This window comes from Vibrio sp. 10N.222.52.B7, assembly GCF_041474275.1.
Lineage (GTDB): Bacteria > Pseudomonadota > Gammaproteobacteria > Enterobacterales > Vibrionaceae > Vibrio > Vibrio crassostreae_C.
The window spans coordinates 1-23,649 of sequence record NZ_JBFRTU010000002.1 but is presented as its reverse complement, the minus strand read 5'-3'; the positions used below and the strand labels follow the sequence as shown (position 1 = coordinate 23,649).

Annotated in this window: 25 protein-coding genes; 17 read left to right on the top strand and 8 right to left on the bottom strand. The window is 45.8% G+C overall.

Translation table 11 applies throughout. The annotated features are described in order from the left end of the window. The first annotated feature begins 243 nt into the window (after window positions 1-243). From AB4512_RS00990 to AB4512_RS00975, 4 genes are all read left to right on the top strand, one after another. Complete coding sequence (locus AB4512_RS00990) at window positions 244-1,455, top strand: aspartate aminotransferase family protein (RefSeq protein WP_372174170.1); 1,212 nt, start codon at window positions 244-246, stop codon at window positions 1,453-1,455. Window positions 1,456-1,562: 107 nt separating this feature from the next. Continuing rightward, window positions 1,563-2,582: an arginine N-succinyltransferase gene (gene astA, locus AB4512_RS00985; protein ID WP_017061116.1), complete on the top strand. Its 1,020-nt coding sequence runs from the start codon at window positions 1,563-1,565 to the stop codon at window positions 2,580-2,582. A 39-nt stretch (window positions 2,583-2,621) separates the two neighbouring features. Beyond that, a complete protein-coding gene (gene astD / locus AB4512_RS00980) occupies window positions 2,622-4,079 on the top strand; it encodes a succinylglutamate-semialdehyde dehydrogenase (RefSeq protein ID WP_372174168.1) in 1,458 nt (485 codons plus the stop codon). 213 nt (window positions 4,080-4,292) lie between these two features. Further along, window positions 4,293-5,084: a DUF1338 domain-containing protein gene (locus AB4512_RS00975; RefSeq protein ID WP_372174167.1), complete on the top strand. Its 792-nt coding sequence runs from the start codon at window positions 4,293-4,295 to the stop codon at window positions 5,082-5,084. A 184-nt stretch (window positions 5,085-5,268) separates the two neighbouring features. Here the strand turns inward: AB4512_RS00975 and crp are convergent, their stop codons facing one another. The 6 genes from crp to AB4512_RS00945 all read right to left on the bottom strand — a co-directional run bounded on the left by crp (window position 5,269) and on the right by AB4512_RS00945 (window position 11,067). After that, a complete protein-coding gene (gene crp / locus AB4512_RS00970; protein ID WP_004729651.1) occupies window positions 5,269-5,901 on the bottom strand; it encodes a cAMP-activated global transcriptional regulator CRP in 633 nt (210 codons plus the stop codon). Between the two features lie 239 nt (window positions 5,902-6,140). Then, complete coding sequence (locus AB4512_RS00965) at window positions 6,141-7,010, bottom strand: phosphoribulokinase (protein ID WP_010435210.1); 870 nt, start codon at window positions 7,008-7,010, stop codon at window positions 6,141-6,143. Between the two features lie 77 nt (window positions 7,011-7,087). Further along, window positions 7,088-7,300: a YheU family protein gene (locus AB4512_RS00960; protein ID WP_010435208.1), complete on the bottom strand. Its 213-nt coding sequence runs from the start codon at window positions 7,298-7,300 to the stop codon at window positions 7,088-7,090. Between the two features lie 98 nt (window positions 7,301-7,398). After that, window positions 7,399-8,406 (bottom strand): hydrolase, encoded by a 1,008-nt coding sequence (locus AB4512_RS00955; RefSeq protein ID WP_016783703.1) that lies wholly within the window; start codon window positions 8,404-8,406, stop codon window positions 7,399-7,401. A gap of 271 nt (window positions 8,407-8,677) precedes the next feature. Further along, window positions 8,678-9,148 (bottom strand): TIGR02444 family protein, encoded by a 471-nt coding sequence (locus AB4512_RS00950; RefSeq protein WP_010435202.1) that lies wholly within the window; start codon window positions 9,146-9,148, stop codon window positions 8,678-8,680. Further along, window positions 9,145-11,067 carry an ABC transporter ATP-binding protein gene (locus AB4512_RS00945; RefSeq protein ID WP_372174165.1) on the bottom strand — a complete coding sequence of 641 codons (1,923 nt, stop codon included), beginning with the start codon at window positions 11,065-11,067 and terminating at the stop codon, window positions 9,145-9,147. The genes AB4512_RS00950 and AB4512_RS00945 overlap by 4 nt, the downstream gene beginning before the upstream one ends. Before the next feature lie 174 nt (window positions 11,068-11,241). Between AB4512_RS00945 and kefG the strand changes: the two genes are divergently transcribed. The 5 genes from kefG (at window position 11,242) to AB4512_RS00920 (ending at window position 15,834) form a co-directional block, all read left to right on the top strand. Beyond that, a complete protein-coding gene (gene kefG, locus AB4512_RS00940; RefSeq protein ID WP_050711690.1) occupies window positions 11,242-11,826 on the top strand; it encodes a glutathione-regulated potassium-efflux system ancillary protein KefG in 585 nt (194 codons plus the stop codon). Continuing rightward, window positions 11,813-13,609 carry a glutathione-regulated potassium-efflux system protein KefB gene (gene kefB / locus AB4512_RS00935; RefSeq protein ID WP_017061110.1) on the top strand — a complete coding sequence of 599 codons (1,797 nt, stop codon included), beginning with the start codon at window positions 11,813-11,815 and terminating at the stop codon, window positions 13,607-13,609. The genes kefG and kefB overlap by 14 nt, the downstream gene beginning before the upstream one ends. Before the next feature lie 156 nt (window positions 13,610-13,765). Further along, window positions 13,766-13,966: a YheV family putative zinc ribbon protein gene (locus AB4512_RS00930; RefSeq protein ID WP_029235422.1), complete on the top strand. Its 201-nt coding sequence runs from the start codon at window positions 13,766-13,768 to the stop codon at window positions 13,964-13,966. A gap of 94 nt (window positions 13,967-14,060) precedes the next feature. Beyond that, entirely contained in the window at window positions 14,061-14,651 is a 591-nt protein-coding gene (slyD, locus tag AB4512_RS00925) for a peptidylprolyl isomerase (RefSeq protein WP_017061108.1), read from the top strand. Window positions 14,652-14,868: 217 nt separating this feature from the next. Continuing rightward, a complete protein-coding gene (locus tag AB4512_RS00920; protein WP_372174164.1) occupies window positions 14,869-15,834 on the top strand; it encodes an isoaspartyl peptidase/L-asparaginase family protein in 966 nt (321 codons plus the stop codon). A 180-nt stretch (window positions 15,835-16,014) separates the two neighbouring features. Here AB4512_RS00920 and AB4512_RS00915 read toward each other — a convergent pair whose 3' ends face one another. Beyond that, a complete protein-coding gene (locus AB4512_RS00915; protein ID WP_009848930.1) occupies window positions 16,015-16,242 on the bottom strand; it encodes a SlyX family protein in 228 nt (75 codons plus the stop codon). Window positions 16,243-16,247: 5 nt separating this feature from the next. Beyond that, entirely contained in the window at window positions 16,248-17,225 is a 978-nt protein-coding gene (locus AB4512_RS00910) for a WD40 repeat domain-containing protein (protein ID WP_017063707.1), read from the bottom strand. Between the two features lie 131 nt (window positions 17,226-17,356). On the opposite strand from AB4512_RS00910, the gene fkpA reads away from it, so the two are divergent. The 8 genes from fkpA (at window position 17,357) to fusA (ending at window position 23,482) form a co-directional block, all read left to right on the top strand. Further along, a complete protein-coding gene (gene fkpA, locus AB4512_RS00905) occupies window positions 17,357-18,133 on the top strand; it encodes an FKBP-type peptidyl-prolyl cis-trans isomerase (protein WP_017068826.1) in 777 nt (258 codons plus the stop codon). A gap of 205 nt (window positions 18,134-18,338) precedes the next feature. Beyond that, window positions 18,339-19,064, top strand: coding sequence for a transcriptional regulator (locus tag AB4512_RS00900; protein ID WP_004729851.1), 726 nt, complete (start codon window positions 18,339-18,341; stop codon window positions 19,062-19,064). Beyond that, the gene (gene tusD / locus AB4512_RS00895; RefSeq protein WP_372174162.1) at window positions 19,058-19,447 is read left to right on the top strand and encodes a sulfurtransferase complex subunit TusD; all 390 of its coding nucleotides are present in this window, start codon (window positions 19,058-19,060) and stop codon (window positions 19,445-19,447) included. The genes AB4512_RS00900 and tusD overlap by 7 nt, the downstream gene beginning before the upstream one ends. Next, window positions 19,444-19,800 carry a sulfurtransferase complex subunit TusC gene (tusC, locus tag AB4512_RS00890; protein WP_372174161.1) on the top strand — a complete coding sequence of 119 codons (357 nt, stop codon included), beginning with the start codon at window positions 19,444-19,446 and terminating at the stop codon, window positions 19,798-19,800. Before tusD ends, tusC begins: the two co-directional genes overlap by 4 nt. A gap of 8 nt (window positions 19,801-19,808) precedes the next feature. Next, a complete protein-coding gene (tusB, locus tag AB4512_RS00885; protein ID WP_372174159.1) occupies window positions 19,809-20,084 on the top strand; it encodes a sulfurtransferase complex subunit TusB in 276 nt (91 codons plus the stop codon). A 182-nt stretch (window positions 20,085-20,266) separates the two neighbouring features. After that, window positions 20,267-20,641, top strand: coding sequence for a 30S ribosomal protein S12 (gene rpsL / locus AB4512_RS00880; RefSeq protein WP_004737194.1), 375 nt, complete (start codon window positions 20,267-20,269; stop codon window positions 20,639-20,641). A gap of 107 nt (window positions 20,642-20,748) precedes the next feature. Continuing rightward, window positions 20,749-21,219: a 30S ribosomal protein S7 gene (gene rpsG, locus AB4512_RS00875; RefSeq protein ID WP_010435163.1), complete on the top strand. Its 471-nt coding sequence runs from the start codon at window positions 20,749-20,751 to the stop codon at window positions 21,217-21,219. A gap of 166 nt (window positions 21,220-21,385) precedes the next feature. After that, the gene (gene fusA / locus AB4512_RS00870) at window positions 21,386-23,482 is read left to right on the top strand and encodes an elongation factor G (protein ID WP_372174157.1); all 2,097 of its coding nucleotides are present in this window, start codon (window positions 21,386-21,388) and stop codon (window positions 23,480-23,482) included. The last annotated feature ends 167 nt before the right edge of the window (window positions 23,483-23,649 follow it).

Here is a 23,649-nt window from a genome sequence, read left to right as displayed (position 1 = left end):
TTGCTGGTTATACGTTTAGGTAAAAAAAGCTTCATAAAACAGATTAATTGATGCATAAATAGTCATAGGTAGTGACGTTTAGCTGGTTGTAAGGGATGGCTAAAGAATAATCTACTATTGAAAAGGTTAATTAAATGTAAATATAATGCTGCAGCGGGATTATGGCGAGACAAAATATCTTTGTCTCACTTATGAACCATTACGCTTATTTGCGAAGCTTGCGGTATCGAGAAGGAATGTACGATGACAGTGGAAAATAATGTAGAACGTAGTCTGTTTAATGAGGTGATGGTGCCTTGTTATAACCCAATGGAAATGATCCCGGTAAAAGGGGAAGGCGCACGCGTATGGGACCAACAAGGCCGAGAATATATCGACTTTGCTGGTGGTATCGCTGTGAGCTGTTTGGGTCACTGTCACCCAGCAATGGTTAACGCAGTTACTGAGCAAGCAAACAAGATTTGGCATCTGAGTAATGTCATGACTAACGAACCTGCATTGCGTCTAGCGAAGAAGCTAACCGACGTATGTTTTGCAGAAAAAGTATTCTTTGCCAACTCTGGTGCAGAAGCGAATGAAGCAGCATTGAAGCTAGCTCGTCGTTGGGCAGCGGATGTTCACGGTCCTGAGAAGTCTGAAATCATTGCATTCAAACAAGGTTTCCACGGTCGTACTTTCTTTACCGTAACTGTGGGTGGTCAAGAGGCTTACTCTGATGGCTTCGGTCCTAAACCGGGCGATGTAACTCACCTGCCTTACAACGATATTGCTGCGCTAGAAGCGCACATCTCAGATCGCACATGTGCAATCATGATGGAACCTCTGCAAGGCGAGGGCGGTATCATCTCTCCAACATCTGAGTTCGTGAACACGGTTCGTGAACTGTGTGACAAACACAATGCGCTGCTTATCTTTGATGAAGTGCAAACAGGTAATGGCCGTACGGGTAACTTTTACGCTTACCAAGGCCTAGGTGTGACACCTGATATCCTAAGTACAGCGAAATCACTAGGTGGCGGTTTCCCAATCGGCGCAATGCTAACGACCACCGAACTCGCGACACACCTAAAAGTCGGTACACACGGTTCTACTTACGGCGGCAACCCACTGGCGTGTGCCGTTGCTGAAGCGGTTGTTGATGTCGTTAGCCAACCTGAAACGCTAGCTGGCGTGAAAGAACGTGAAGCAATGTTCCGTGATGGTTTAGCTAAGATTAACGACAAATACCAAATATTCAGTGAAGTTCGCGGTAAAGGCCTATTGCTAGGTGCTGCACTTAATGAAGCATGGCAAGGTCGTGCTCGTGATGTATTAGTAGCAGCAGGCGAACAAGGCTTGATGGTACTGGTTGCGGGTGCAAACGTGGTTCGTTTCACGCCATCACTGGTTATCACTACACAAGAAATTGAAGAAGGTTTATCAAAACTAGACAAAGCAATCGCTACGCTAGTTTAGCCTGAGCGGCGTCATAGGAATGATCGCCATTAGAGCGATCCCATGACGTACTGCTAAAGGCCCAAGATTCTCGTTTTGGGCCTGTTTTGCATCTGGAGGGAATATTGATGCTAGTTGTTCGCCCAATAAAATTATCTGATTACGATGCGTTGCATACCTGCGCGGTTGAGTCTGGTCACGGATTCACATCTCTTCCGGTTAACGAAGAACTGTTAACCAACCGAATTACTCATTCTGAATACAGCTTTGCGAAAGCAGACGTGACCGAACCCGGTGATGAAGGCTATCTAATGGTGGGTTTCGACGCTGAAACTGGCGAAGTTGCTGGTACAACGGGTATCGAAGCTTCCATTGGCTGGGATGTGCCTTTTTACTCGTACCACATCAGTAAAGTGGTTCACTCTTCACAGCGCCTTAAAGTGAATAACGTGGTTAAGCTGTTGACGTTTGGTAATAACTACACAGGCTGCAGCGAAATTTGTACGCTGTTCTTACGTCCTGATTACCGCAAAGGCTTAAACGGTCGACTGATGTCTAAGTGTCGTTTCCTACTGATGGCTGAGCACCCAGAGCGTTTCTCAAAAACGATCTTTGCTGAGATGCGTGGTGTATCAGATGCGGAAGGCAATTCTCCTTTCTGGCAATGGCTGCAAGAACATTTCTTCTCGATTGACTTCACGCTTGCCGATTACCTAACCGGTATTGGTAAGAAAGGCTTCATTGCTGACCTAATGCCTAAGCTACCTATCTACGTGAACCTACTGAGCAAAGAAGCTCAAGCGGTGATCGGAGAGGTACATGACAATACGCGCCCTGCACTTAAGTTGCTGGAACGTGAAGGTTTCACCAACCGTGGTTATGTCGACATCTTTGATGCAGGCCCAACGGTTGAGTGTGATCTAAGAAACATCGAATCTGTGCGTCACTCAATTCGAGCACAGGTTCAAATTGCAGAGCACTCTAGCTCTAAAGACTTCCTAATTGGTAATACCTCGTTTGAGAACTTCCGCGCAGTAGCCGCGAAAGGTGCGTATGACCAAGCAAGCGACACAGTGATTTTATCATCTGAAGTAGCAAGCGCTCTTGAAGTAAAAGAAGGCGAATTCGTTCGCATGTTGGCTCAATAAGAGCGGCGATTATCTGTCGAAGATTTTAAGGATAGAAGTATGACTCAGTGGATAGCAGGACAGTGGGTGGCAGGTCAAGGTGACGCCATGACATCAGTAAGCCCATACAACAATGAAGTAGTGTGGCAGGGTGATAGCGCGACACCAGCACAGGTTGAATCTGCAGTAGCAGCAGCTCGTGAAGCCTTCTTGGTTTGGAAAAAACTGAGCTTTGCAGAGCGTGAAGCGATCGTGTTGAACTTTGCTGAGAAAGTTAAAGAGAACAGCGAAGAAATCGCGCAAATCATCGCGAAAGAGACGGGCAAACCGATTTGGGAAACTCGCACTGAAGCGGGCGCAATGGAGGGCAAGATTGCTATTTCAATTCGTGCTTACCACGAACGTACCGGTGAAGCTTCACGTGAAGCCGCAGGCAACCAAATCGTACTTCGTCATCGCCCATTAGGCGTAATGGCGGTATTTGGTCCTTACAACTTCCCTGGTCACCTACCTAACGGTCATATTGTTCCGGCATTGCTATCGGGTAATACCGTGGTATTTAAGCCGTCAGAGCAGACACCTTGGACGGGTGAGTTTGCGATGAAACTATGGCAAGAAGCAGGCCTTCCAGCTGGCGTGATTAACCTAGTGCAAGGCGCTAAAGAAACCGGTATCGCACTGGCTGATGCTAAAGGTCTTGATGGCGTGCTATTTACGGGCAGTGCTAATACTGGTCATATCCTTCACCGTCAATTCGCAGGTCGACCGGGTAAGATGTTGGCGCTAGAGATGGGCGGCAACAACCCTATGGTGATCAGTGACCAATTTGGTGATGCTGACGCGACGGTTTATACCATTATCCAGTCGGCCTTCATCAGTGCGGGCCAACGTTGTACATGTGCACGTCGCTTGTATGTACCTGTTGGAGATAACGGCGATCAACTGCTCGATAAGCTCGTTGCGGCTACCTTGAAGATTCGTGTTGATCAGCCATTCGCTGAGCCAGCACCCTTCATGGGCCCACAAATCTCTGAAGCGGCAGCTAAGTTCATTCTGGACGCGCAAGCTAATCTGCAATCGCTAGGTGGTGTAAGCCTAGTTGAAGCAAAAGCGGGTCAAGCGGCGTTTGTTTCTCCGGGGATTATCGATGCAACCAACATTGCTGAGTTGCCAGATGAAGAGTACTTCGGTCCATTGCTGCAAGTGGTTCGTTACCAATCGCTCGAGCAAGCGGTTGAGCTAGCTAACGACACTCGTTTTGGTTTGTCTGCGGGTCTTGTATCAACAGATGATTCTGAATGGGAATACTTCGTTGATCATATCCGTGCGGGTATTGTTAACCGTAACCGTCAGCTAACAGGCGCAAGTGGTGATGCACCATTTGGTGGCCCGGGTGCTTCGGGCAACCTACGCCCAAGTGCTTACTATGCAGCGGACTATTGTGCTTACCCTATGGCTTCAATGGAAGGTGGCGAAACTCAACTGCCAGCGACATTTAGCCCAGGTATTGAGCTGTAGTTTAGTCTAATGAGTATTAGCCTCATTCGTTAAGCTTGAAATAGGGAGGTGGTGTTATCGCTTCCCTGTTCCACCACGTCCGACACCTAGATTGGGCGGTAGATAATAATAGAACAAGTATGTCACAGGCTGATGGCTGCTGACTCTGTGTCTCAGCCTCTCCCTCTCTAATCCAAATTACTAGCTTGCTAGAACCTCTGACAAGGAGTCACCATGACGCCCGATCTACTCTTTAAATCACTTTGGGACGATTACATTCACAGGCTTTGTCCATCAGCTGAGAAAGTGCATCACTTGCTGAAAGAAGACGAAGCACTGATTAATGATCACATTGCACTGCGTACTTTCAATGTTGCTCCTTTGGGTATTGAAACATTAGCGAAGCCTTTCCTAGAGTTAGGCTATAAAGCGTGTGGCGACTACTTGTTTGAGAGTAAGAAGTTAGTGGCTAAACATTACGAGCACCCAGATCCAAAACAACCAAAAGTGTTCATTAGTGAGTTGAAGGTAGAAGAGTGTTCAAGTGACTTGCAACAGATCGTTGCTAAGTTGGTTGAGCAAGTGGACGCAAGTAAGCTTCAAGGCCATGAGTTCTTGTTTGGCGGTCGTCTTTGGGATTTGAGCTTCGCTGATTTCCAAGTGCTCGCAAAAGAGAGTGAATACGCTTCTTGGCTCGCAGCTCATGGTTACGGTGCAAACCACTTTACGGTGAGTGTGAACCAGTTAAATAAGTTCGATGAAGTGCAGGCCGTGAATGACTATCTGAATGAGTCGGGATTCACTATCAATGTATCTGGCGGCGAGGTGAAAGGCTCTCCAGAGGTCTTATTAGAGCAATCATCAACAATGGCAGATAAAGTCCCAGCTTCATTTGTTGAAGGCAATGAGATGATTCCTGGCGGCTTCTATGAGTTCGCTAAGCGTTATGCGATGGCCAATGGTGAGCTTTATACCGGATTTGTCGCGGCATCAGCTGACAAGATCTTTGAAAGCACCAACGGTTAAAGAAAGATACGAGCACGGGCTTTGCCCTAGAGGTGCGGGTACGCTTCGCTTCGAGATACTTTAGAATAGTGAAGTCCGATTTCTAACTTTGCTTCCCGCATCTGTTCTCTAGATATTTAGAAAACAAAAAAGCCACCAAATTCGCATTTGGTGGCTTTCAAATTTTTGGCTCAGTTAATCGAGATTAACGAGTGCCGTATACCACGATAGTCTTACCGTGTGCAGAAATTAGGTTCTGCTCTTCTAGCATCTTCAAGATACGACCTACGGTCTCACGAGAACAACCAACGATCTGGCCAATCTCTTGACGAGTGATCTTGATTTGCATGCCGTCAGGGTGAGTCATTGCATCTGGCTGTTTCGCTAGGTTTAGTAGCGTTTGAGCGATACGACCTGTTACATCAAGGAACGCTAAGTCACCAACCTTTTGGCTAGTTACTTGTAGACGGTTTGCCATTTGCGCTGAAAGGCGCATTAGGATATCTGGGTTCACTTGGATAAGTTGACGGAATTTCTTGAAAGAAATTTCAGCTACTTCACAAGGAGATTTAGCACGAACCCAAGCTGTACGCTCTTGGTCTTCTTCGAACAAGCCAAGCTCACCGATGAAGTCGCCTTGGTTTAGGTAAGAAAGAATCATTTCCTTACCTTCTTCGTCTTTGATAAGAACTGCCACAGAACCTTTAACGATGTAGTACAAGGTTTCTGCCTTTTCACCAGCATGAATCAAAGTACTTTTTGAAGGGTACTTATGAATATGACAGTGTGAAAGGAACCACTCTAATGTTGGATCGGTTTGAGGTTTACCTAGAACCATAATATCTCACTTCCTCTGCAGGGTATGCTTGCCGCTTTCCGTATTTTAGCTAAGCCTGGATTGACTTGTAGGATAAGAGCACTCGTTGAGTGCTGCAAGCTATCTTGTGTTTCGTTTAAGAATAGTATCCTTTTTCAGGTACTATTTCTTGATTTTAATCGTGACCAAGCTACGATTTTTTACGCAAAATTGTGCACATGATCACGGTATGAAAAGTAATCAACCAGAATGGTGCTCTGTTAACCAATTTTTCCGGTTTCGATGAGTTGTTGTAGGATCGGCCTTACAATGAGCTCCATAGCAAAACTCATCTTCCCTCCTGGTACCACAAGCGTGTTGTGGCGAGACATAAATGAGCCATCAATCATAGCTAAAAGGTAAGGGAAATCGACGTTTTTGATGCCGCGCAAACGTATAACAACGAAGCTTTCGTCTAAACTTGGGATCCCTTTAGCGTTGAGAGGGTTTGATGTGTCTACCGTTGGAACACGCTGAAAGTTGATGTGAGTACGCGAAAACTGAGGAGTAATGTAGTTAAGGTAATCATCCATCGAGCGAACAATCGAGTCCATTACTGCTTCACGAGAATGACCACGATCGCGTGTGTCGCGAACGAATTTCTGGATCCATTCTAAGTTGACGATAGGTACCATGCCGATCAGCAAGTCGACGTGTTGAGAAACATTGATATCGCCATCAACCACACCGCCGTGCAGGCCTTCGTAAAACATCACATCGGAGTTTTCAGGGATCTCTTGCCATGGCGTGAAGGTGCCCGGCATTTGATTGTAAGGCACGGCTTCATCGAAGGTGTGTAGGTAGCTTCTTACTTTACCTGTACCTTCGTTACCGTATTTACGGAAGAACTCTTCTAGCGCACCAAAGTCGTTGGCTTGAGGACCAAAGTAGCTGATGTGCTTACCTTGCTCGCGCGCTTTACGGATCTCGACATCCATCTCTGGGCGAGTGAAGCGATGGAAACTATCCCCTTCAACCCAAGCGGCCTTCACGTCCATCATATTGAACATTTTACGGAAGGCTTCTGAGGTGGTGGTGGTGCCGGCTCCAGATGAACCCGTCACCGCAATAATTGGATGTTTAGCGGACATGACAACCCTTGTCTTTTGAGTAACTTACTTGTTAGCAATCGTTTACCACTATAACACGGCTCCTTTATGAGCGCAGCTTAGAAGCGTTTTGTGACTTGAATATCAACGGTTTCATGGAGCTCAGAAAACACAATGCTGACTTCTCCTGAGGCTAATTGATGTTTCACTTGGTCAATCTTGTTTTGCAATGAAACCTCTACATCACCGTAGTCTGTACCTTCACGCAGCACGAACTCTTTGATGAGGTTTTCCAGTGTTTCTGGTGCAATGTCTTGCCATGGGATGATCATAAATACTTCTCTCTTTTATGTTCATAAATAGGTTTATTGATGTGTTGATTACTGCGTCTAGTGACGTCTACCATTCAGTCCTTAAAAAGGCTCGGTCATTATGCCGAATCTTGGATACTTTCATAGTAGGCTGGCAATGCTTCTTCTAGCCAAAACCTGGGCTTGAGCGTGCTACCGGTAATGAACCCCACATGGCCACCTTTCTGAAACAAGCGATAATCAATATTGTCTGGTAGTACGAATTTTGGAATAACATCATCAGTCATGAAAGGATCGTCTTTAGCATGAATGATCTGAGTCGGTAGCTTAATCTTATTCAGTTTTGGAAGCGCTGAACATTGAGCATAGTAGTCTTGAGCATTCTTAAATCCATGCAGAGGCGCAGTGATCCTTTCATCAAACTCATACAGTTTGTCTATTTTTTTGATGGTTTCAGCGGAGATACCTATTTTTTCTTGTAACAGCTTAACCTTTTTCAAGGCATTCGATTTGAGTGAGTTGAGCAGGTATTTTTTATAGAGCCTAGAGAAGCCTCTTTCAATACGACTGGAGCAGCAAGCTAAATCAAAAGGAGCAGAAACTATCGTTGCCGCCGACAGTAATGGGTCGTCCGCATACTCAGCCAAGTAGTTCGCCAGCATGTTTCCGCCTAGAGATATACCAACCGCAACCTTTGGGTTATTGGGAAACTGGGCGTGTAAGTGTCGTAGAAAGAAACGAGCATCTTCTACTTCTCCTGAATGGTACGCGCGAGCCAAGCGATTCGGTTTTCCGCTGCATCCTCTAAAGTGCATCATCACGGATAACCAACCATCTTTAGCAAACGCATTCATCAGTCCATTGGCGTAAGGGCTTTCAAAGCTGCCTTCCAAACCGTGGAATAGAACGAAAATGGGCTTATTATTCGCATCTCCTCTGCTTTTATTATCACTATTGGGGCTATCTCCCTTCGGGTCCTCGCTCCATGCAAGGTCGAGGAAATCACCGTCGGGAGTTTCTAAGGTTTGCCATTGAGGATCAAATAACGCCTGCTTTCTAATAAACCGTGGCACTAAGGTTTGTAAGTGCGGATTAGAGAGACCAGCCGCTGCGGTAAATATTGTCATAAAACAGTCCATGCTTCTTTTATGGGCTTTGATAAAGTGTTGAGCTTTTAGTGAAACGCCCATGTTTTTATTTGAGCTTGGTTGATTCTCGGCATAAGCGCAAGAGTTTCACTCATACAGGTTACAAAACAGGTTGTAGGTAACTGGTTGAATACTATCGAGGTTAAGCTCTATATATTGCTAATAATCCGAGCCACCATCGCGTGAACACGAAGAACGATAGTCCCCAATAAGCTTGGATCTTGATCTAACAAAAGGAAAAGGGAATGCCTTAGGGCTGAGGGGCTGGTTCAGAAAAAGCAACATAGAGGTTTTCTGCCCCTAATAATCGACAGTATTGAAAAGCGAGAGGCGCTTGTTGGTTTGCGAAAAGCTGAAGAGAGTTTATGTAGTCGACGAGATCAGATTGTTGTTGTTTCTCTAGTTGTAATTCGAACTGTAAGGCTTCACGGTAGAGTGAATCAACAACGTGTGCTTTGAGATGCTTACGTAGCTCTCGATAACTATGAAGTAGGGTTTCAGAGCGGCTCAAGCACTGTTGAACTTTGTGCCACTCTTCTTCGGCAAAAGACAATTGCTGCTCATCAAGCCATTTGAGCAGCAGCAGTAGATTGACGTTGCCGTGAAACTGGTTTTGTAAAGCTAGGCACGCATCCTTTACACCACGCACACTGTAATACTGAAGGCTAAATTGCCATAGTCGTTCCAGTGTTAGTGATATTGGGGCGTGCTCTGGGCTCATAAGCTATCCATATCCTGTTCCATCTGCTCAAGCTCTTCTTGAGTGGACATCCAATCCATTTCAACTTCTTCTAGCTGTGATTTACTGCTCGCTTGGAGAGCGAGTACTTTATTCAGTTTAGCCTTATTTTCAGCTTCATACAGTGAAGTGTCGGATAATTCTTGCTCGGCTTCTTCAAGAGCCAACGTTAATTTATCCATCTGCTTTTCAAATTGACTCAGCTTTTTACGAATTGGTGCCGTTAGTTTACGGAACTCTGCTTCTTTACGTTTCTGATCTTTTTTTGCTGCTGCACTGTTGGCGCCGTCTTTTGCTGGTGCCAATGCTTGTGCTTCTTTGCGTTCAACTTTCTGCTGTTCGGTTAGCCACTTGTAGTAATCGCTTAGGTCACCATCAAACGGTGCCACTTGGCGGTCGTGTACCAAATACAAATCATCGGTAGTCGCACGGAGTAGGTAACGGTCATGCGATACGATAACCATTGCGCCTTCAAACGTCTGCAATGCAAACGTCAGCGCCTGACGCATGTCGAGATCCAAGTGGTTGGTTGGTTCATCGAGCAGCAACAGATTCGGTTTTTGCCATACTAGTAGCGCCAGAACTAAACGCGCTTTTTCACCGCCTGAGAAGGGGGCTACTTTATCGAGCGCTTTTTCACCTTGGAAACCGAAGCTACCTAGGTAATCACGCAGTTGTTGCTCTGTGTGTTTAGGGGCAATCTGCATCATGTGTTGCAGCGGTGTTTCTTCTGGGTGCAGCGTCTCTAATTGGTGCTGTGCAAAGTAACCCATCTTAACGCCTTGTGAATAGCTCAGTTCACCACCTTGCTGTTTCAGTTCGCCAGAAAGGAGTTTAATCAGCGTTGACTTACCAGCGCCATTTCGGCCAAGTAGACCAATACGACTGCCCGGTACTAGGTTCAAGCGAATCTTCTCTAGAATCAGGTTGTCATCGTAGCCCGCAGAGACTTCATCCATCATCATGATTGGATTTGGTAGCGCGTCTGGTTCTCTAAACTCAAAGCTGAATGGGTTATCAAATTGAGCGGGCAGCACTTGTTCCATTTTCTCTAGCGCTTTAATACGGCTTTGCGCTTGGCGAGCCTTTGAAGCTTTGTAACGGAAACGGTCAATGTAGCTCTGCATGTGAGACATCTGTTTCTGCTGCTTTTGGTACATCGCTTGTTGCAGAATCAGTTTTTGCGCTCGTTGGGTTTCGAACGATGAGTAGTTACCCGTGTACTCATTGAGCTGTTGGTTTTCAACGTGCACGATGCGGTTGACGATAGGGTCTAAGAAGTCTCTATCGTGCGAGATAAGCACTAGCGTGCCAGGGTAGCTTTGTAACCAACGCTCTAGCCACATTACTGCGTCTAAATCCAAGTGGTTGGTAGGCTCATCGAGTAGCAGTAGGTCACTGCGACACAGTAGGGCTTGCGCTAGGTTCAAACGCATACGCCAACCACCTGAGAATTGAGTCAGGTTCCATGTCATTTGTTCTTGGCTAAAGCCTAGGCCATCCAGTAACTCGGCAGCACGTGCCTTTATGCTGTAACCACCAATGGTTTCAATCTTGCCGTGGATCTCTGCTACCAATGTGCCATTGTCGGCTTGTTCAGCTTTCTCTAGTTGATCTTCAAGGCCGCGGTATTCACGGTCACCATCAATCACGTATTCAATTGCTGTTCTTTCTAATGCAGGGGTTTCTTGAGCAACCCAAGCCATTTCCCAATGGGCAGGTTTGCTGAATGAGCCCGCATCAATAGACAGTTCGTCCTTAATTAAGGCGAATAGCGTAGATTTACCACAGCCGTTTTTACCAACCAAACCGATCTTGTCGCCAGGGTGAAAAGTCGCAGATGCTTGGTCGAGGAGTGGCTTACCGCCGCGTAGCAATTGAATATCAGAGAAAGTAATCATAATTGAAATAGCATAGAAATTAGAGGTGAACAGACGCCTGCATAGTAGGCTGAAACCAGATAAAAGTCGATCACAATGCAATTTGCGTTATGATGCCAATAACATATTAATAACTTTTGCTTAAATTCTTGTGGCCTTGCCACCGTTTAGCCCTCAAAGGAATGTTTCAAAGGAATGAGTAATACTCCCTCGACAGACAAAGTCGTGCCAAAGGTGTTGATCATCTACGCGCACCCAGAGCCGCAAACCTCTATTGCTAACCAGATGATGGTTAAGAAGGTAGAGTCGCTCGGTCATGTCAAAGTTCATGATCTCTATGCCATCTACCCTGACTTCTTTATTGATGTGCCTTATGAGCATGAATTGCTCCTTCAGTACGATGTGATCGTGTTTCAGCATCCTCTGTTCATGTATTCCTGCCCTTCATTGTTAAAAGAGTGGTTTGATCGCGTGTTAGGCAAGGGCTTTGCTTTTGGTGAGCAAAGTGCGCTTAAAGGCAAACACTGGCGCAGTGTGATTACTACCGGTGGTAAAGAAGAGGCGTTTGGTGCCGCAGGTTATAATAAATATCCATTACAAGAGATCTTGCAACCATTCGAGCTTACCGCTGCTTTGTGTCAGATGAATTGGATATCCCCTTTGGTTTTACACTGGGCACGAAATGTCTCCGATATGACGCGTTACCAACACGCCGAAGCGTATCGAAATTGGTTGCGAGACCCGCTACAAGATATAGGAGCAGATGATGGCTCTGACTAATGATTTTCTACAAAGTAGCGTTATATTTTTAGCGGCTGCTGTGGTTGCGGTTCCTATCGCACAGCGCGCCGGTTTGGGTTCAGTACTTGGTTACTTATTAGCGGGCGTGGCAATTGGCCCATGGGGGCTTGGCTTAATCAGTGATGTCGAAGCGATTCTACACTTCTCCGAATTCGGGGTGGTACTGCTGCTCTTCCTGATTGGTTTAGAGCTTAACCCGAAAAAACTGTGGCAGATGCGAGCCCCCATTCTCGGGTTGGGCGGCGCGCAAGTGCTGATCACCACTCTAATTATTACCGCCATCGCCTGTCTATTTGGATTAACCTGGCAAACCAGTCTCGTGATAGGTATGGGTTTGGCGCTGTCTTCGACTGCGATTGCCTTGCGTGTTATTGAAGAGCGAGAGCTCGGCGGCAAAGAAGCAGGGCAGTCGGGCTTTGCAGTACTGCTTTTCCAAGATATCGCTGTTATTCCAATGCTAGCAATGTTGCCTCTACTTGCGGGTAATACCGGCGGTAGCTGGGCTGACATGCTGTGGATGCTGGGTGGCGTGATTGGCCTACTGGTCGGTGGCCACTTCTTGTTGAGACCACTTTTCCGATACGTAGTGATGAGTGGTGTGCGTGAGTTATTCACCGTCGCGGCGCTGTTACTTGTGATTGGTATTGCTGTGATCATGCAGCAGATTGGCTTATCGATGGCATTAGGTACTTTCTTGGCGGGCGTCCTTCTGGCTGAAAGTGAATATCGACACGAGCTTGAGATCGCGATTGATCCATTCAAAGGTTTACTGCTTGGTCTGTTCTTTATCTCTGTGGGTATGGCGGTAAACCTAGGTCTACTGGCAGAAAGCCCATTCGCAATACTTATTGCAGTGTCGTCGCTAGTCGTATTGAAAGGTTTGGTGCTGTATGCGCTGGCTCGTATCTTCGGCACTCAAGCTAAAGCACGCAGCCGGATGGCGATGATCCTTAGCCAAGGTGGTGAGTTCGCTTTCGTTATTTTTACTGCGGCGAGTGCTCAAGGCATCTTAAGTGGCGAACAAGTGTCGTTCTTACTGGTGGTTGTGAGCCTTTCTATGGTGACCACGCCATTGATGCTTAAACTGCAAGACCGATTCTTTGCACGTCAGCTTAATCAAATCAGTGAAAGTGCGATGTCTTCGGATGTGGTTGATCGCAGCCCTCGAGTGATTATTGCGGGCTTTGGTCGCTTCGGTCAGATCATCGGTCGCTTGATGTACGCTAACAAGATTCGTATCACTGTCCTTGAAAGTGATGCCAGCCAAATACACATCCTTAGAAAGTTCGGCTACAAGGTGTTTTACGGAGACTCGACTCACCTAGAGCTATTACGCGCAGCCGGTGCTGATAAAGCAGAGGCGATTGTGTTGTGTACTGACTCCCCAGATGAAATCATGAAAACCGTCGATTTATGTAAGCAGCACTTCCCACGCTTAAAGATCTTGGCGCGTGCACGAAGCCGTGTTGAAGCATATCAACTACTTAACCACGGTGTGAGTAACTATTCGCGTGAAACCTTCCTTGGAGCATTGGATTTAGGTCGTCAAACATTGACTGAACTTGGCATGCATCCATATAAAGCGAAGCGAGCAGAAGCACACTTTAGAAAGTTGGATAATGGTATGCTGAAAGAGTTGCTGCCTCAGCATAACGAAGATGCCGAGTTAGCCCAAAGAGCGAAAGAGGCTCGTAAAGAACTTGAAGAGATCTTTGGACACGAGATGGAAAACGATCACCAATCTCGAAACTATTGGCAGTAGCTTGAAGTGATAACTCATGCTTGAGCTTAGAAATAGAGCTTGGGCATAGAAATAACAGACTATAGAACTAACCTAATAATAAACGCGGTCTCTGCTTAACTTATCAATAAAGTGAGTGGGAAGAACCGCGAATCCAGAGCAGTAAAGGATATGAACGTGAAACAGAAAAAACGCTTTATCGCAGGGGCAAGCTGCCCAAGTTGCAACACTCAAGACACACTCCGTTGGTGGATTGAAAATAATATCGAGCTGGTGGAATGTGTCGATTGTGACTTCACAGAACAGCGTAAACCGAAAACTGTAGAGAAATCTGAACACGCGAATCAAGAAATGATCGGTATTTTTAAGCCAGAATGATTGAGTTTCGTTGATTGATCCCCATAATATCCCGGTACAGAATTTTTCCTAAGCTCAACTGTTCGAGCTTAGTCCAAACCTCCTTGGAGCTCTCATGAAAATTGAAAAGAACGTAGTAGTTAGTGTTGCATATCAAGTGAAACTTGAAGATGGCGTAGTAGTTGACCAATCAACTGCAGAAGCTCCACTAGATTACCTTCACGGTCACAACAACCTAATTACAGGTCTTGAAAAAGAGCTTGAAGGCAAAGTAGCTGGCGACAAGTTCTCTGCAACTGTTACTCCAGAAGACGCATACGGCGAACACAACGACGCACTAGTTCAACGTGTTCCTGCTGACGTATTCCAAGGTGTTGAGCAAATCGAAGTTGGCATGCGTTTCCTAGCGGATACTGACCAAGGTCCAATCCCAGTTGAAGTTACTGAAGTAGATGGCGACGAAGTTGTTGTTGATGGTAACCACATGCTAGCTGGCCAAACTCTAACGTTTGACGTTGAAGTTGTAGCGGTTCGTGAAGCGACTGAAGAAGAAGTTCAACACGGTCACGTACACCAAGAAGGCGGCTGTGGCGGTCACGACCACGATCATGACCACGAAGGCGGTTGCTGTGGTGGCGAAGGCCATGACCACGGTGAAGAGAAAAAAGACGGCTGCTGCGGCGGCGGTAGCTGTGGTTCTCACTAATACCGAATTAACGGTTTAGTTTAAGAATCTTGAAAGCCTCCCTTGTGGAGGCTTTTTGCGTTTAGGAGTCTCGCTTTTTGACCTCGCTTTTCTCTACCAAACTAAGTGTCCGCAAATCTAAGCATTCGTAAAAGTTTGGTTTTCGTTATCAGACATCGAACCATGGATGTGGTATTGATAGCACAATATTATAAGACGACGTCAGTGGAGAGTTTGTATGTCACAGCCTTTTTCAATTGCCATTCATGGTGGTGCAGGAACCATCTTGCGCGAGCAAATGAGCTATGAATTAAAAGCGGGTATTACCGAGGCTTTGGAAAAATCGGTTTTGGCTGGCTATCAAGTTTTGCAATCGGGTGGTGATGCGTTGGATGCAGTGGTTGCGTCAGTCAAGGTGATGGAAGACAGCCCGCATTTTAATGCCGGTAGGGGCTCTGTTTTAACTCATGATGAATTTGTTGAGATGGATGCTTCTGTGATGCACGGTCGCGAAATGGATGCGGGTGCTATTGCAGGTGTCCGCCATATTAAAAACCCGATAGAGTTGGCTCGTGACGTGATGCTTAAAAGCGACCACGTACTGCTGATTGGTGAAGGCGCAGAGAGGTTTGCGTTTGAGCATGAGTATACTTTCACCGAGCAAGACTACTTCTTTACTGAGCGCCGCTATGACCAACTTCAGTCGATGAAAGAGAAAGGCATCTTTGCTCTGTCTGAAGCGAAATATGATGAACAGCAAGCTGAGAAATACCCTGACGATAAAAAGTACGGCACGGTTGGTGCGGTCGCATTAGACCAAGCGGGTAACTTAGCGGCAGCAACCAGTACCGGTGGCGTGACCAATAAGAAATACGGTCGTGTGGGTGACTCTCCGATCATTGGTGCAGGAACCATCGCTGAAAATGGCAATGTTGCCGTCTCAACAACCGGGATGGGTGAGTTCTTCCTACGTAAAATGGTCGCCAGTGATGTCGCAGCACGAATGCGTTATCTGAAAGAAGATGTGCACACCGCTTGTGAAACGATCATTCAAGGTGAATTGAAAACCATGGGTGGAGAAGGTGGCTTGATCGCTATCGATGGCCAAGGCGATATACATTTTGGTATGAACAGCTCAGGAATGTATCGTGCAAGCGTTGATACTCAAGGTCGTGTTGAAGTGAAGATTTATGCCGACGACTAAGTTGGTATCGGCTTAATTGGCTTTAGCTTATTCACTGAGATGAAATAAACAAAAGGGCGACAGATAAGTATCTGTCGCCCTCTTAGTTTTCTATGTCCCGTCCTGAAATGTGTTTACACATTGAGGACGAGAAACTAACGATATGCGTCGTTAGATTTAATTGGTTATTTTGAACCGCACTTAATAGTGTGGAGGTGGCGTCTCTTCTGATGCGTCAGCTAGATTAGAGCCATCCATATTTTTTACTTTGCCAACCACGAACTTCATCTGATCTTGCATTCTCGTGATTAACATTTGTTGTTGGCTAAGCGCTTCATTGAGTTCTTCAATGGTCTGTTCTTGGAAAGCTAGCTGACACTCTAGGTCATTTACGCGGCTTTCTAGTTGTTCAACTCGCTTTTCTGTCATCGTTCTTAATCCACATTCCAAGCTTGGGCAATGCCCGCAGAGGTGCCCGATATCACACGGTTCTTATCATCAAAGGCTGCATCATACACTACCGCACGAGGAGGGCGAGCATCTTTTAATGGCTCAGCATCGTGGCGAGAAATTCGCTTGCCATCCTGAGTATTCCACACACTCACTTGGCTGGATGGTGTGCCCGTCACCAACATACTGCCGTCATCAGAAAAACGCGCACTCGAGAAAATCAACTGTCGAGACCAGCTTTGCAATTGCGCTTGAGGTTCGCCCGTTTCAAGATCCCAAATCATCGCTTGATTGCCGCCATCAGAGGTAAAAGCCAGTTCACCATCGCGTTGTAGCGCGACTCGTACTACTCTTTGTTCATGCTCAAAGGTGCGCAACACCAAGCCCGACTCGGTATCCCAAAGGTAAGCTTTGTAGTCGTTGCCGCCTGATAATGCGTAGCGGCCATTAGAAGAGAGGGAGACTGAATTCACTTTTTCTCGGTGAGCAAGGAACTCCAGACGGCGTCCGGTGACTAAGTCCACATAGATGGCTTTTCCATTAGACAGGCCAAGCAATACTTTTTCACCATTGCTAGAGATATCGACATCGCGAATTAAGCCATCGGAGATAGACCAAAGCCCTTGTGCTTGAGTCCAAGATAAGTCCCAAACGGCGAAGTTCATCTGGCTAGCGGTAATGGCAAAACGGCCATTGTCCGAGATACGGATACGCGATACTTGGTTTTCTAACTGGTCTTGTGGACCAAGCTGAGCCAACTCTTGGTCTTCGGCGAGGTCCCAAAGGAGCAGTTGCTTTTGCTGAGAGTAGAGCAGGGCGAAGCGTCCATCTCTGCTAAGGGCAAAGCTGGTGGCACCATTGGGTTCAATTTCCCAACGCTGCTCATCATCTTGGAAGAAAAAGCAACCATTTAACAAGGTGATGACAATTGTACATAGCAATGAGTGGAAAAATATTCGCATCACATCTAATAATCCGGTTTGTGTCGAAAGACATATGACTAGTATATTGTTATAACTAACGTATTCACACCAATCTAATCATTAGATTTGTGCACAATAACCAATGGCTTGGCCATTAATTGGAGAATTCAATGAAATCAGTTTTAAAAGTATCACTGCTTGCCGCAACGGTTATGCTAGCAGTTGGTTGTCAGAAAGAAGAACCAAAGGCAGAAGCTCCACAGGTTGAAGAAGTTAAAGTTGAAGCAGTAAACTTTAAAACAGAAGACGACAAAGCGGCATACGCAATCGGCGTATCTTTCGCTAACTACCTAAGCACAAGCATTGATAAGCCAAGCGAACTAGGTATTAACCTAGACAAAGATATGGTTCTTCAAGGTATCGAAGACGTATTCGCAGAGAAAACTGCACTGAACGAAGAAGAAACTCGCGCAGCTCTTGAAGCTCTAGACAAGCGTGTTGCTGAAACTATGCAAGCACAAGCGGCAGAGAAATCAGCTGAAACTAAGAAAGCAGGTGATGACTTCCGCGCTGAGTTCGCAAAGACTGAAGGCGTAGAGCAAACTGAATCTGGTCTACTTTACCAAGTAATGACTGCTGGTGAAGGCGCTTCTCCAAAAGACACTGATACCGTTCAAGTACACTACAAAGGTACGCTAACAGACGGTACTCAGTTCGACAGCTCTTACGATCGTGGCGAACCAGCAACATTCCCACTAAACCGCGTAATCCCAGGCTGGACTGAAGGCGTACAACTGATGCAAGTTGGTTCTAAGTACAAGTTCGTTATCCCGCCAGAGCTAGCATACGGTGAGCAAGACACACCGACTATCCCAGCTAACTCAACGCTAGTATTCGAAGTAGAACTACTAAACATCGATAACGCTGAAGCAGCTCCTGCACAGTAATATCGGTTAAAAGCCTCGTACTAAAATACGTTGATTGAATAAAAAGCCTAACTTTGAGTTAGGCTTTTTTTATGATTTGAAGATGAGTATTTGATTTTTAAACTTGTTCTAAATCACTAGTTGCAATGTTAGCTAGGTGTGCAATTAAAATTTTCTGATAAACTTACATAAATTTGTTGATTTTTCACACGAAGGTAAGGAATAAGTGACTACTACAGAAACAGTCAATGCAGATGTGTTACTTGAAATGGAATCAGTCCACGTTATGCCATTCAGTGAACACGATAAAATCATTCTAAGATCTTATGAGGCCGTTGTTGACGGTATTGCGAGCCTTATTGGTCCGTTTTGTGAAATCGTTTTGCACTCTTTAGAAGACCTCAATACTTCTGCGATTAAAATTGCCAACGGCGAAAATACAGGTCGTCAGGTTGGCTCGCCGATCACCGATCTTGCATTGAAGATGCTAAAAGATATTGAAGGTTCTAAGCGTAACTTCTCACGTTCATACTTCACTCGCGCTAAAGGCGGAGTGTTGATGAAGTCGATCACGGTTGCTATCCGCAACGGTGAAGACCGAGTGATTGGCCTACTGTGTATTAACGTGAATCTAGACGCGCCATTCTCACAAGTGCTGCAATCGTTCATGCCTACACAAGACGCAGACGAAGCCGCATCATCGGTTAACTTCGCTAGTGACGTTGAAGAACTTGTCGACCAAACGGTTGAACGCACCATTGAAGAAATTAACGCTGACAAATCGGTATCGAACAATACTAAGAACCGTCAGATCGTGATGGAGCTGTACGACAAAGGTATTTTCGATATTAAAGACGCGATCAACCGCGTTGCTGAGCGACTGAACATCTCTAAGCACACCGTGTACCTATACATCCGCCAACGTAAAACAGAGGATGAAGAGGGTTGCTAAGCTATACACTCCTAGTGAATGGGCCAGTCTATGGCTCACAGTCAGCAAGAAGTGCCTACCAGTTTGCCGTGGCTCTGATTAAACAGGGCCACAAACTTCACAGTGTGTTCTTCTATCAAGATGGCGTCAGTAACGGCTCAGACCTTACCGTACCGGCTAACGATGAATTTGATTTAGCTTCTGCTTGGCAAAAGCTGGCTGATGAACACGATGTTAGCCTTGAAACCTGTGTGGCAGCTGCGCTAAGACGCGGAGTGATTAGCTCTGAAGAAGCAGAGCAACATCAACTAAGTGCCTCTAACCTAGCCACTGGATTTAATCAAGCCGGATTAGGGAGCTTATCGGAAGCGCTACTAACGCAAGATAGGGTTGTGCAGTTTTGAGAAAGTTAGCCTTTATATTTAACAGTTTCCCTCATACGACCGCTGCGGGTAGAGAAGGGTTAGACGCCCTGCTTGCTGCGTCCGCATATAGTGAAGACATTTCCGTGTTCTTTGTTGGCGATGGCGTGACACAGCTTCTCAAAGCGCAGCAGCCCGACGAAACACTATCGCGTGACTACATCTCTGCATTCAAACTTATGGACCTGTACGACATCGAACAGGTGTATGTGTGTCAGCGTAGTCTGAGTCAGTTTGGTCTTTCAGCAGACAACCTGCTGATCGATGTGACCACCGTTGAAGCCGACGAGTTAACGCAGAAGTTAGCTCAGTGCCAACAGATACTGACTTTCTAGGGGACGCTATGCTTCATATTGTAAAATCAGTCGACAAACTTAAACTCGCATTGACCTATTCTCAGCCACAAGATCAGTATCTTTTGGTGGAAGATGCGGTGTATGTTTGCCTTCCCAATCATGAGTTCTTCACTCAAATCTGCGCAGTAGAGCAGGTGTCGGTGTTAAAACCAGATCTCGATAGCCGAGGTTTACAACTACTTGTCTCAAGTACCATTGATCAAGTTGACTTCGATGGCTTCGTTAAACTGACGGTTTTGAAAGACAAATCAGTCACTTGGTAGCTGTGTTTTATCAGTTTGGTTAAAAGTAGACCATCCTGAGCTCTAGACGGCTAAAAAAGATCTGTATATTTCTTGACACACCTCCCACTGCTGAATAGAATTTTGCGTCCCTAATTACGACTTGTGATTAGGGATAGATTTTTCACAAAGCTTACTTTCAAGTAAATTTCAGGAGCTAGTTAATGGCAACTATTAACCAGTTGGTTCGCAAACCTCGTGTAAAGCAAGTTGTTAAAAGCAACGTGCCTGCACTAGAAGCGTGCCCACAAAAACGTGGTGTATGTACTCGTGTTTACACTACTACACCTAAAAAACCTAACTCGGCACTACGTAAAGTATGTCGTGTACGTCTAACTAACGGTTTCGAAGTAACTTCGTACATCGGCGGTGAAGGCCACAACCTACAAGAGCACAGTGTTGTACTAATCCGTGGCGGTCGTGTAAAAGACCTTCCGGGTGTTCGTTACCACACTGTTCGCGGCGCACTTGACTGTGCTGGCGTTAACGACCGTAAACAAGGTCGTTCTAAGTACGGTGTGAAACGTCCTAAGTCTTAATTGATTCTCTTTTTTAAAAAGAAATCGTTAAGTAAGGCCAAACACTATTTTATTTATTATTCTGAAAAGTTTTGGAAAAAACCTGAAGAAGACAACGGAGAATATCCATGCCACGTCGTCGCGTAATAGGTCAGCGTAAGATCCTTCCAGATCCTAAGTTCAAATCTGAATTGCTGGCAAAATTCGTTAACATCCTTATGGTTGACGGAAAGAAATCTACTGCAGAAAAAATCGTTTACACTGCACTAGATTCAATGGCTGAGAAGTCTGGTAAAGACCACTTAGCTGTATTTGAAGAAGCTCTTGAAAATGTTCGCCCAGCGGTAGAAGTTAAATCTCGCCGTGTAGGTGGTTCAACTTACCAAGTACCTGTAGAAGTTCGTCCGGTTCGCCGTAACGCTCTTGCTATGCGTTGGGTAGTTGAAGCTGCGCGTAAGCGTGGTGAAAAATCTATGGCTCAACGCCTAGCTGCTGAAATGCTAGACGCGTCTGAGAACAAAGGTACTGCGGTTAAGAAACGTGAAGACGTTCACCGCATGGCTGACGCAAACAAAGCGTTCGCACATTACCGTTGGTAATACCTTTTTAGTGCTGCAAGGTTCCTTGCAGCACTTCTTTAGTTCCTATGCTTATGCTAGGAACTATTGCTATTTCTAGGGCAAGCAATTTTTAGCGAAGCATCGCTTTTAACGCCTAATCTAGACATAGCAATAGTCCCTAAGTCTCTAATAAGAGGATTCAACCGTGGCTCGTAAAACTCCTATAGAGCAATACCGTAATATCGGTATCGTTGCTCACGTAGATGCAGGTAAAACAACCACAAGTGAACGTATTCTGTTCTATACCGGTCTTTCTCATAAAATCGGCGAAGTTCACGATGGTGCAGCAACCATGGACTGGATGGAGCAAGAGCAAGAGCGCGGTATTACGATCACTTCAGCAGCAACCACTACGTTTTGGCGTGGTATGGAAGCTCAGTTCTCGGACCACCGTATCAACATCATCGACACTCCTGGGCACGTTGACTTCACGATCGAAGTAGAACGTTCTCTGCGTGTACTTGATGGTGCAGTTGTTGTGTTCTGTGGCTCATCTGGTGTTGAACCTCAGTCAGAGACAGTATGGCGTCAAGCTGATAAGTACCAAGTTCCACGTATGGTTTTCGTTAATAAAATGGACCGTACCGGCGCAGACTTCTTGCGCGTAGTTGAACAGATCAAGGATCGCCTAGGCGCGACTCCTGTTCCAATTCAACTGAACATTGGTGCTGAAGAAAACTTCCAAGGCGTTGTCGATCTTATCAAGATGAAGGCAATTAACTGGAACGAAGCTGACCAAGGCATGACTTTCACATACGAAGATATTCCTGCAGACATGAAAGAAATGGCTGAAGAATATCGTACAGAACTTGTTGAAGCTGCTGCAGAAGCAAATGAAGAGCTGATGGATAAGTACCTTGAAGAAGGTGAACTAACAGAAGCTGAAATCAAACAAGGTCTTCGTACTCGTACCCTTAATAATGAAATCGTACTTGCTACTTGTGGTAGTGCATTCAAAAACAAAGGTGTACAAGCTGTTCTAGATGCAGTTGTTGATTTCCTTCCTTCTCCAGTCGATGTACCTGCAATTAAAGGTATCGATGAAAACGAGAACGAAGCAGAGCGTCACGCAGACGACAAAGAACCGTTCTCAGCGCTAGCATTCAAGATTGCAACAGACCCATTCGTTGGTACTTTAACTTTCATCCGTGTTTACTCTGGTGTTGTTGAAAGCGGTAAAACAGCTTACAACTCTGTGAAGAAACAACGTGAACGCTTAGGTCGCATTGTTCAAATGCACTCAAACAAGCGTGAAGAAGTAAAAGAAGTACGAGCAGGTGACATCGCAGCCATCATTGGCCTGAAAGATGTGACTACTGGTGAAACCCTTTGTGACCAGAACCATAAGATTGTTCTTGAGCGCATGGAGTTCCCAGATCCAGTGATTCAGATCGTTGTAGAGCCAAGCTCTCAAGCTGATCAAGACAAAATGACTATCGCTCTAGGTAAACTAGCAGCGGAAGACCCATCGTTCCGCGTTGATATGGATGCGGAAACTGGCCAGACTCTGATTTCTGGTATGGGTGAACTACACTTAGATATCATCGTTGACCGTATGAAGCGCGAATTTAGCGTGAACTGCAACGTTGGTAACCCGCAAGTGGCTTACCGTGAGACTATTCGTGGTACAGCGAAAGCGGAAGGTAAATTTATCCGTGAACATGGTGGTAAAGGTCAGTACGGTCACGTATGGCTGAAACTAGAACCATCAGAAGCTGGCGAAGGCTTTGTCTTTGTGGATGAAATTGCCAATGGTATCGTACCGAAAGAGTTTATCGCTTCAGTTGCTAAAGGCGTTGAAGAGCAGATGAACAATGGTGTGCTTGCTGGCTATCCAGTTTTGGATATCAAAGCTACACTATATGATGGTTCTTACCATGAAACAGATTCAAGTGAGATGGCGTTTACAATCGCTGCCTCTATGGCTTTCAGAACGGGTGCACTTGAAGCGCAACCGGTTCTGCTTGAGCCTATGATGAAAGTTGAAGTAACTACTCCAGAAGACTGGATGGGTGACGTTGTTGGCGATATTAACCGTCGTCGCGGCATCATCGAAGGTATGGACGAGGGGACAGCTGGCCTGAAGATAATTCGTGCACAAGTTCCGTTGTCTGTCATGTTCGGTTACGCAACTGATTTACGTTCTGCGACACAAGGTCGTGCTTCTTACTCTATGGAGTTTAGTGAGTACGCTGAAGTGCCTAACAATGTTGCAAAAGCAATCATTGCAGAGCGTGGTTAAACAAAAGGAAGGCATTTTTTTTCATTTTTTGAAAGAACAATGCGTCCAAATATTGCGCTAACGAGAGTTGGCGCATAAAATAGCAATTTCTGGCGCGTCTCGCTCAATAATGAACGTGGCGAATCATAACTAGGAAGGAACACGATTGTGTCTAAAGAAAAATTTGA